This window comes from Nocardia sp. NPDC059229 (assembly GCF_042754165.1).
Taxonomy (GTDB): Bacteria; Actinomycetota; Actinomycetes; order Mycobacteriales; family Mycobacteriaceae; genus Nocardia.
In genome coordinates this window covers 1-8,261 of the sequence record NZ_JBHZAK010000058.1, presented here as the reverse complement: position 1 = coordinate 8,261, position 8,261 = coordinate 1, and the positions used below count along the sequence as shown (strand labels likewise).

Sequence of the window (8,261 nt, the reverse complement as noted above, 5' to 3'; positions counted from 1 at the left end):
AGCCCCAACGCATTCCGTCAGCAATGGTCACCGACCGAGTTCGAGCAACAAATCCAACTCGCATAACCGGTGGACCTGCAACCGGGGCCCAGTCACTGCCGTTCGAGCGCGAAGTCGCAGGGTATCGACAGCCTCGCTACGCAGTTCGTCGATCATCCGGGAACCCGCACCGTACGAAGCGGTGCGGGGCGACGAAATGAGCTGCCGCCACAGTACTTCCGCGATGACCTGAGCATCGGAACCGAAGTAGGCATGCGCTTCGGTACTGGCGACCCCGGCTGCTGCGGCGACGGCGTGGATGGTCAGGTTGTCGCATCCGTCCCGGGCGGCGATGGTCCGAGCCGAATCGAGCAGTCGCTCCAAGGTTTCGGTCGGATCCGTCCCGGTAGTGGACACCCCGCACGATGTGGACATTCGATCGGACATGTGTCCGTATAGTAGTCTGGCTCGCTGGAGGGGACAAGCCTGTGATCCGGCTCGATGGGATCGTTACCGCTGGGGTGTCGACGTGAAGTTGCCGGGCGTGGTGGCCAGCGGAAGATCCAGCGTCGTGCGGATTCCGGGAGTCGCGGCTATGACGGCTGGAATAGCGTTCACGATGCGGCCCGCGGCGGCGACGATCGCGGCATGGTTGTGGTCGCCCTTGTCGCTGGTCGGGCAGATATCCACGACATAGGACGGCTCGCCTGTGATCTCGATGCGATAGGAGCCCCCCTCTTGCGCGGGGCGGGGCCAGTCGGGGCAGAGATCTTCGCGTAGACGTGTCACATGTTCGATGACGATGGCCGGATGCTCTCCGACCATTCCATGCAGTTCGAACCGTAGTGCTGCCACGCCTCCCGCGGGCACTCGACCCGCGGCGATATCGAAGGCCTCGGTGGTGGGGATGCGTTCGTAATGCTCGGTGATCGAATCGAGCGTTATTCCGAGTCCCATTGCGAGCTGCCGGATCACGGGACCCCAGGCGATGCCGAGAACCCCCGGCTGCAACAGCATCGGAACCTCGATGAGCGGTTTTCCGAAGCCCATGACGTCGAACATGACTGTCGCCCCGTCGTAGGTGGCGTAGTCGGCAATCTCCATACACCGGACTTGCTGGACGGTCTGGCATGTTCCGGTCAAGGCCAGGGGGAGTAGGTCGTTCGCGAACCCGGGATCGACGCCGGTGATGAAGATACTCGAATTGCCCTGTTGAGCAGCCTGTTCCACAGGTTCGATGTACTTCTGGGGGAGTACGTTCCATGGGTAGAGGAGCAGTCCGGGTGCTGAGCCGACCACATTGACCCCGGCGGCGAGGATGCGGCGACAGTCCTCGATCGCCTCGAACAAGCGGGTATCGCCCATCGCGCAATAGACAATGCAATCCGGCCTGGTTGCCAGTAGTGCGTCGAGGTCGCCGACCGCGGTGACGCCTGTCGTGACGTTCAGTCCGGCGAGGTCGCCCGCGTCGCGGCCGACCTTGCTCGGCGTCGACACGCAGACGCCGGTCAGCTCGTAACGGTGGCTCTCGATGAGGCCGGTCAGTGCTAGGCGGCCGACGTTTCCGGTGCCGACATGGGCGACACGGATGGGCATGGGTACTCCTTGTGAGCTGCGGAAATGGCCTCGCAGTAGCGGGCGTACCATATTCCGTTCAGATATCCGGACAGTAGTCTGGATTAGCTTCCAGTCGGTATGTTAGCGTGGCCGCCATGGGACGTGTAGACAACAAAGTTGCACTCATCAGTGGCGGGGCCCGGGGGATGGGCGCCGCGCACGCGGAACTATTGGTAGCCGAGGGAGCCAAGGTCGTAATCGGCGACATTCTCGACGACGAAGGCAAAGCCCTGGTCGAATCACTCGGTCCCGCAGCACATTACGTGCATCTCGATGTGATCGACCCGGTGCATTGGGATGCCGCCGTGAACGAGGCGGTAGAGGCTTTCGGCAAGCTCGACGTCCTGGTCAACAATGCCGGCATCGTCAACGGCGGACCGCTCGGAAGCTTCGATCTGGGGAAGTGGCGTCAGATCATCGACGTCAACCTGACGGGGACGTTTCTCGGGATGCGCGCGGTTGTGGCACCGATGATCGCAGCAGGCGGCGGGTCGATCATCAATGTCTCCTCGATCGAAGGGTTGCGTGGCGCGCCCTGGGCACACGGGTACGTGGCATCGAAATGGGGAGTACGAGGTCTGGCGAAGTCGGCGGCACTCGAGCTGGCCCAGCACAACATTCGTGTCAATTCGCTACACCCGGGACTGATCCGGACGCCGATGACGGAGAACATTCCCGACGATCTGGTCACCATCCCGCTCGGACGGCCCGCTCAGCCGTCCGAGGTCGCGACGTTCGTGCTGTTCCTGGCCAGTGACGAATCCTCGTACGCCACCGGCTCGGAATTCATCGTGGACGGTGGCCTGGTGACCGCGGTTCCGCACAAGACGGGGAGATGAAATGACGAGCGTCGCCGCTCGTTCTGGTGAACTACTGGAACTGGCTCGACAGGTGCCGGGGTTCATGCCGCACGAGGAGGGCCGCGCTCTGTATGACGCGGCCCGGGCTTCCGCGGGTGACGGAACAGTCCTCGAAATTGGTACGTACTGTGGCAAATCGGCGATCTATCTGGGTGCTGCCGCGATCGAGACCGGGGCCACGGTCTTCACGGTCGACCACCATCGTGGCTCGGAGGAACATCAGCCGGGGTGGGAGTACCACGACACCACGTTGGTGGACGCGGAGACCGGCGTGTTCGACACCGTTTCCGCGTTCCGCCGCAACATGGTGCGTGCCGGTCTGACCGACACCGTCATCGCCATCATCGGGTCCTCGGTGGCCGCCGCACGGGTTTGGCGGGCTCCACTTCGCATGCTGTTCATCGATGGCGGTCACAGCGAGGATGCCGCTCAACGTGATTACTCGGGCTGGGCGCGATGGGTGGAGGTCGGGGGTCTGCTGGCCATTCACGATGTGTTCCCGGATCCGGCGGACGGTGGCCGAGCGCCTTTCGGCATCTATTGTCGTGCGCTGAATTCCGGCCGGTTCGTCGAGGTTTCGTCGACGGGCTCCCTGCGGGTGCTGCGGCGTACCGCCGTCGATGAACTGCCCGCCGCAGCGGTCCACTGAGCGTCGAATCCTCGCTGGTTCGGATCGTCTCCTGTAGAGCGGGTGGTCATAACGGGGCGGCCTCGCGGAATATGCCATTGGCGGGCGTGGTCCGCGAGATTGCGTCCGCCGCCAGAATGACGGCCGCGGTGGTCCAGGTCGTGCGTTCCTCCGGCCACCGTTGGTCATCGGTGAATACCAGTCCGGTCCAATACGATCCATCCGTCTCACGCAGATGCTGGACATCCGCGAACAGCTTCGCGGCCGCCTTTGGGTCACCGTTGGCGTCCAATGCCAAAGCCAATTCGCAGGTTTCGGCACCCGTGACCCAGGGCGCATCCGAGACGCATCGAATGCCCAGACCGGGTACAACGAACTTGTCCCAGTCGCGCCGAATCCGATCCGAGGCCCGAGGTCCGCGCACCACGCCGCCGAGGATGGGGTAGTACCAGTCCATCGAATACCGGGACTTGTCAAGGAAGGCGTCGGGATGCCCACGCAACGCGTGCGCGAGTCGGCGGCGAGCCGCCGCCCAGTCCGGTCGTGGATCGCCCAGGGATTCCGCCAATGTCACCGCGCAGCCGAGGCTGTGGAATATGCTTGAGCATCCGGTGAGCAGTGCCTCGCCGGAACTGCCGGATTCGCTTGCCGACCAGTGGATCTCGCCATGTTCTCCAAGCTGCAGCCCCAATACGAAGTCGATCGCGGCGGATACGGTCGGCCACAGTTCGGCCGTGAACTCGCGGTCGCCGGTGAGAGTGTGGAAGTGAAGCAGTCCCGTCGCCAGGTACGCGCAGAAATTGGCGTCGGCGTCGTGATTTTCGATGACACCCGCGCGGAACTGCATGGGCCAGGAACCGTCGTCGCGCTGGGTCTTGGCCGACCAGACGTAGGCCGCGCGGGCTTGATCCCACAGGCCCGCCACGGTCAGCGCCATGGCTGATTCGATGTGATCCCACGGATCGGTGTGGCCGCCCGTGAACCAGGGGAGCGCGCCGTCGGGTTCCTGTGCGGCGGCGATGGATTCGGCGCTGCGACGCACATCGCGGCCGGAGAGGACGCCGGGCACCGAGGGAAGGTCAGCGAGCGCCACTGGGCACCGCCGGCTTCACGAAGTACAAGGCGACGGACTTCCCGACGAGCGGATCGAGGATTCGTTCCGCCATGCGTGTGAGCGTCGGTCCGGACATCATGTCCCACACCAGCATTCGGTGGTATGCCCGGACTGCCGGATGGGTATCGTTGCGAACGCCGACCGCGCATTTGAGCCACCAATACGGTGCGTGCAGCGCATGCGCGAACCGCTGATCGAGATAGCGCATCCCGGACGCGACGACCCTGTCGCGCAGTTCATCGGCCCGGTAGATCCGGACGTGTCCGCCCTCGTTCGCGTGGTACTCGTCCGACAATGCCCAGCAGATACGTTCGGGAAGCCAGCGGGGAACCGTCACGGCCAGCAAGCCGCCGGGTTTGAGGACCCGCGCGAGTTCGGCGATCGCTTGCTGGTCCTGTGGGATGTGCTCGAGAATCTCCGAGGCGATGACCACGTCGAATTCGCCTGCACCGTACGGGAGATCGAGGGCGTCGCCGCGGACGGTTTCGGCCTTTGCGAACGCCGGCGCTTCCTCGGTCGCGGCCATGGCCTCGAACATGAGGTCGACCTCGGCGAGCTCGGTCGCGTTCTGATCGAACGCAACGATGTCGGCGCCGCGTCGATATGCCTCGAACGAGTGGCGGCCGGTGCCACAGCCGACATCGATCACCCGCACTCCCGGGCCCACTCCCAGATGATCGAAATCCACGGTCAGCATGAAATCTCCTGTCTGCCGATAATGCTCGTCGAACTGTGAATCACTGCGTGGTGGAGGAGCTGGATGGAGCGCCACGGCGGTGCCTCTCGATCGCCTGCTCGTAAACCGCGACCGTCTGCGCACCGACCGCGGGCCAGCTGAAGACCTCCACCGCCCGTCGTCGACCAGCTTTTCCCATGTGCCGCAGCTGATTCGGATCGCGCAGCAATCGACTCAAGGCGCGGGTCAGCGCGATGGCATCGCCAGGCTCGACCAGCTCCGCGCAGGTGCCGGTGACCTCGGGCAACGCTCCCGCGCGAGTGGCGACCAACGGGGTACCGCTGGCCATGGCCTCCACGGCCGGCAGCGAGAACCCTTCGTACAAGGAAGGGATGCAGGCGATCTGCGCGGAGGCGAGCAATTCGGCGAGTTGCTCGTCGGTCAACCCGCTGACTGTCGTGACGATGTCCGTCAGTCCCAGTTCGGCGATCGCCTTCTCGGTCGGGCCGTTCGGCTCGAGCTTGGCCACCAAACGCAGCTCGATCTCGTGCGAGTGACGCAGCCGGGCAATGGCTTCGAGCAGATGGCCGATGCCCTTGAGCGGCTTGTCCGCGCTCGCGACGGCCACGATCAGGTTGCGCATTCGAGGTTCGTCGCGCGGTCGGAACAGCGCGGTGTCGACGCCGAGCGGGACGGTGTTCAACTGACGTGGCAACACTCCGAAGTCCGCGGCGATGTCGTCAGCAGAGGAGGAGGACACGGTTATCAGGTCCGGGAGTCGGCGTGCCACCTGCTCCTGCATACGGAGGAATCCGTACCAGCGGCGTACGAAGGGCTTCCGCCGCCAGGTCGCCGCGGCCAGATCCAGCGCGCGGTCGCGGGTGATCGGATGGTGAATGGTCGCCACCACTGGAAGGCGTTCCGCAATATCGAGCAATCCGTAGCCGAGGCACTGGTTGTCGTGCACTATGTCGAAATCTGTTGCACGCGAGCGCAACAGCCGTGCGGCACGAAGGCTGAACGTGCGTGGCTCGGGAAATCCTGCGGTCCACATGGTGGCGAGTTCGAGGAGATCGATACGGTCTCGGAGCTCGCGCGGGTGGGGCGTACGAAAAGGGTCGTCGTCCCGGTAGAGGTCGAGGCTGGGGACCTCGGTGAGCCGCACTCGGGGATCGAGGTTCTCGGGATAGGGCTGGCCGGAGAACACCTCGACCTCATGGCCGAGCTCGGCCAATCCCTGGCTCAGATATCGGACGTAAACGCCCTGACCCCCGCAGTGGGTCTTGGAGCGGTACGACAGCAGCGCAATTCGCATCAACCGCCCACCCTCGACAGTTCCGCGTGCCTCGTCGTTCCGCGCTCTTTGCTCGGAGCGACTCGCTGCGCTTTTGCCAGAGTCATCGAAGATCCTTCTCAGAACGCTGTCCGGACATGTTATGGACAAGTGTCTGGACAGTACTATGGTTACTGACGGACGGCAAGTCCGACTCCATGGACGTCGATGGCCGCCGACCCGTGTGCTGGTCGGCGGCCATCGGTGGAGGGGCGCTCGGGGTTGAGCGCGCGAATGCCGGGTCAGCTCCCGTTGCTGGGATCGGTCAGTATTCGCCGCGCGGAGATCTCCAACAGGTCGGCGACCTGTTGGTAGGTCAACAGCCCCATGCCTGCCTGGAGCAGCGCTCCGGCGTACAGCAACTCGAGCATCGAAAGACGTTCCGGGTCGCGGGATTCGAGTGCGGCGGAGAGTCGGTTGCGGATTTCTGTACCGATGCGGATGCGAAGATGTCGAACATCGGGGTCGTCGCCGAGGAGCGCGCTGCTGACCGCGCTGGCCAGTGCGGGTTCGTCTGCGACCAGCATCGACACTTGGCGGAGGACGGCGACGACGCGGGTGGCTGTATCGGATCGGCCGAGCTCCAATGGTGGGGTCGACATGAGGCGACGCCAGAACACTTCCGAGATCAGGTGTTCCTTGGAGGAGAAGTACGTGTAGGCGGTGGCGGTGCCGACGCCTGCGGCGGCGGCGACCAGTCTGATCGTTGTGCCCGCGTAGCCTTCCCGCGACAACACTTCGACTGCGGCCGCAGTGAGGCGGTCGACAGTGTCGGCCTGTTTGCCGGTGAGGCGCCGTCGAGTGGCTTCCACGCCGGTAGATGCGAGTTCGGACATGTGTCTGGATCCTACTTAAGTCTTGTGACCAGGGCAATGTGCTAGCGGTCTTGTATCGAATCGATTATCGGAATATCTTCCGTACAGTTGTCTGGAATAGTGTTGAGATAGTCGGACGCGCCTGATGATGCGGTCCTCGGTACAGAGGTGGCGGGTTGAAACGACGACCATATGGCCTGGACTCCCGCGGTGCGGCCATGATCATCCGGTACGGCTCTCGCCTGCAGGCCGCGGTGTACCGTGCAAGTAAAGGGCGTGTCGGGCGAACTTGGCGCATCGGCGCGGGCTTCCGCAGGCCCGTCCCGACCTTGCTCCTCGAGCATCGAGGTCGTAACTCCGGCAAGGTCTTCACGGCGCCCCTGCTGTACCTTGTCGACGCCGACGGGTTCGTCGTCGTCGCCTCCCATGGTGGACGGAGCCGGCACCCCCAGTGGTACCTGAACCTGCTGGCGAATCCGCATGTGCACATCCATGTCGGTGCCGAGCGTAAGGCAGTGACCGCGCACGTCGCCGATTCCGCAGAGCGGCAACGACTCTGGAAGCCCTTGACCGAACTCTATGCTGATTTCGACAGCTACCGATCATGGGCAGATCGCGAGATTCCTGTAGTGGTCTTGGTTCCCCGTTCGGGCACGTAGTCCTGGTTTGCCGGAAAACAGACACATATGAGGAGGTCGAACGTGCTGAAGGATCGGATGTTGGCCGATCGCGCAGCGGTAGTTGTCGGAGGTGGCACTGGGGTCGGCCTGAGTGTTGCACGAGAGTTGGCAGCCCGCGGTGCGGGTGTCATCATCAACTCCCGGGACGAGAACGCGGTGCGTGAAGCCGCGGCGCTCGTCGTGCGTGACGGCGGAAAGGCAACGGGCATAGCGGGTTCCGCCGCGGACACGGAGCTCGCTGAGCAACTCGTGGAGACATGCGTTGCGGAGTACGGAGGGATCGACATCCTGGTCAATTGCGCCGGGATCGCTGAACCACCGGGATCCTCGATCCTCGAGGTCAGTCCTGTGCAGTGGCGAGAGTTACTCGACTCTCATCTCACAACCGTCTTCAATACCTGCCGATTGGTTGCACCACTCATGGCGGCCAAGGGCACGGGCGCAATCATCAACACCGGGTCCTTTGAGGCTTCCCCCGAATAGTGGACACCGATTTGGCAGGACCGAAGGTCCTGCTGGAAGGATGTCTCCATGCCTCCTCGTAAGCGCCGGTCATTCA

General features: G+C 63.8%; 10 protein-coding genes. 4 read left to right on the top strand and 6 right to left on the bottom strand.

The features are described 5' to 3' along the window. Positions 1-27: 27 nt before the first annotated feature. Complete coding sequence (locus tag ACFXHE_RS43865; protein ID WP_379391685.1) at positions 28-363, bottom strand: TetR family transcriptional regulator; 336 nt, start codon at positions 361-363, stop codon at positions 28-30. A 126-nt stretch (positions 364-489) separates the two neighbouring features. Then, the gene (locus ACFXHE_RS43860) at positions 490-1,575 is read right to left on the bottom strand and encodes a diacylglycerol kinase (protein ID WP_379391683.1); all 1,086 of its coding nucleotides are present in this window, start codon (positions 1,573-1,575) and stop codon (positions 490-492) included. A gap of 116 nt (positions 1,576-1,691) precedes the next feature. On the opposite strand from ACFXHE_RS43860, the gene ACFXHE_RS43855 reads away from it, so the two are divergent. Next, entirely contained in the window at positions 1,692-2,435 is a 744-nt protein-coding gene (locus ACFXHE_RS43855; protein ID WP_379391681.1) for a glucose 1-dehydrogenase, read from the top strand. Between the two features lies 1 nt (position 2,436). Next, on the top strand, positions 2,437-3,105 hold the full coding sequence (locus ACFXHE_RS43850) for a class I SAM-dependent methyltransferase (RefSeq protein ID WP_379391679.1): 669 nt from the start codon (positions 2,437-2,439) through the stop codon (positions 3,103-3,105). A gap of 46 nt (positions 3,106-3,151) precedes the next feature. Here the strand turns inward: ACFXHE_RS43850 and ACFXHE_RS43845 are convergent, their stop codons facing one another. From ACFXHE_RS43845 to ACFXHE_RS43830, 4 genes are all read right to left on the bottom strand, one after another. Then, entirely contained in the window at positions 3,152-4,177 is a 1,026-nt protein-coding gene (locus tag ACFXHE_RS43845; RefSeq protein WP_379391677.1) for a prenyltransferase, read from the bottom strand. Further along, on the bottom strand, positions 4,164-4,895 hold the full coding sequence (locus ACFXHE_RS43840; RefSeq protein WP_379391675.1) for a class I SAM-dependent methyltransferase: 732 nt from the start codon (positions 4,893-4,895) through the stop codon (positions 4,164-4,166). Before ACFXHE_RS43840 ends, ACFXHE_RS43845 begins: the two co-directional genes overlap by 14 nt. Before the next feature lie 40 nt (positions 4,896-4,935). After that, positions 4,936-6,189, bottom strand: coding sequence for a glycosyltransferase family 4 protein (locus tag ACFXHE_RS43835; RefSeq protein WP_379391673.1), 1,254 nt, complete (start codon positions 6,187-6,189; stop codon positions 4,936-4,938). A 260-nt stretch (positions 6,190-6,449) separates the two neighbouring features. Next, positions 6,450-7,043 (bottom strand): TetR/AcrR family transcriptional regulator, encoded by a 594-nt coding sequence (locus tag ACFXHE_RS43830; RefSeq protein ID WP_379391671.1) that lies wholly within the window; start codon positions 7,041-7,043, stop codon positions 6,450-6,452. 197 nt (positions 7,044-7,240) lie between these two features. On the opposite strand from ACFXHE_RS43830, the gene ACFXHE_RS43825 reads away from it, so the two are divergent. Further along, positions 7,241-7,681, top strand: a complete 441-nt coding sequence (locus ACFXHE_RS43825) for a nitroreductase family deazaflavin-dependent oxidoreductase (protein WP_379391669.1) — start codon at positions 7,241-7,243, stop codon at positions 7,679-7,681. Between the two features lie 42 nt (positions 7,682-7,723). Then, on the top strand, positions 7,724-8,185 hold the full coding sequence (locus ACFXHE_RS43820) for an SDR family NAD(P)-dependent oxidoreductase (protein WP_379391667.1): 462 nt from the start codon (positions 7,724-7,726) through the stop codon (positions 8,183-8,185). The last annotated feature ends 76 nt before the right edge of the window (positions 8,186-8,261 follow it).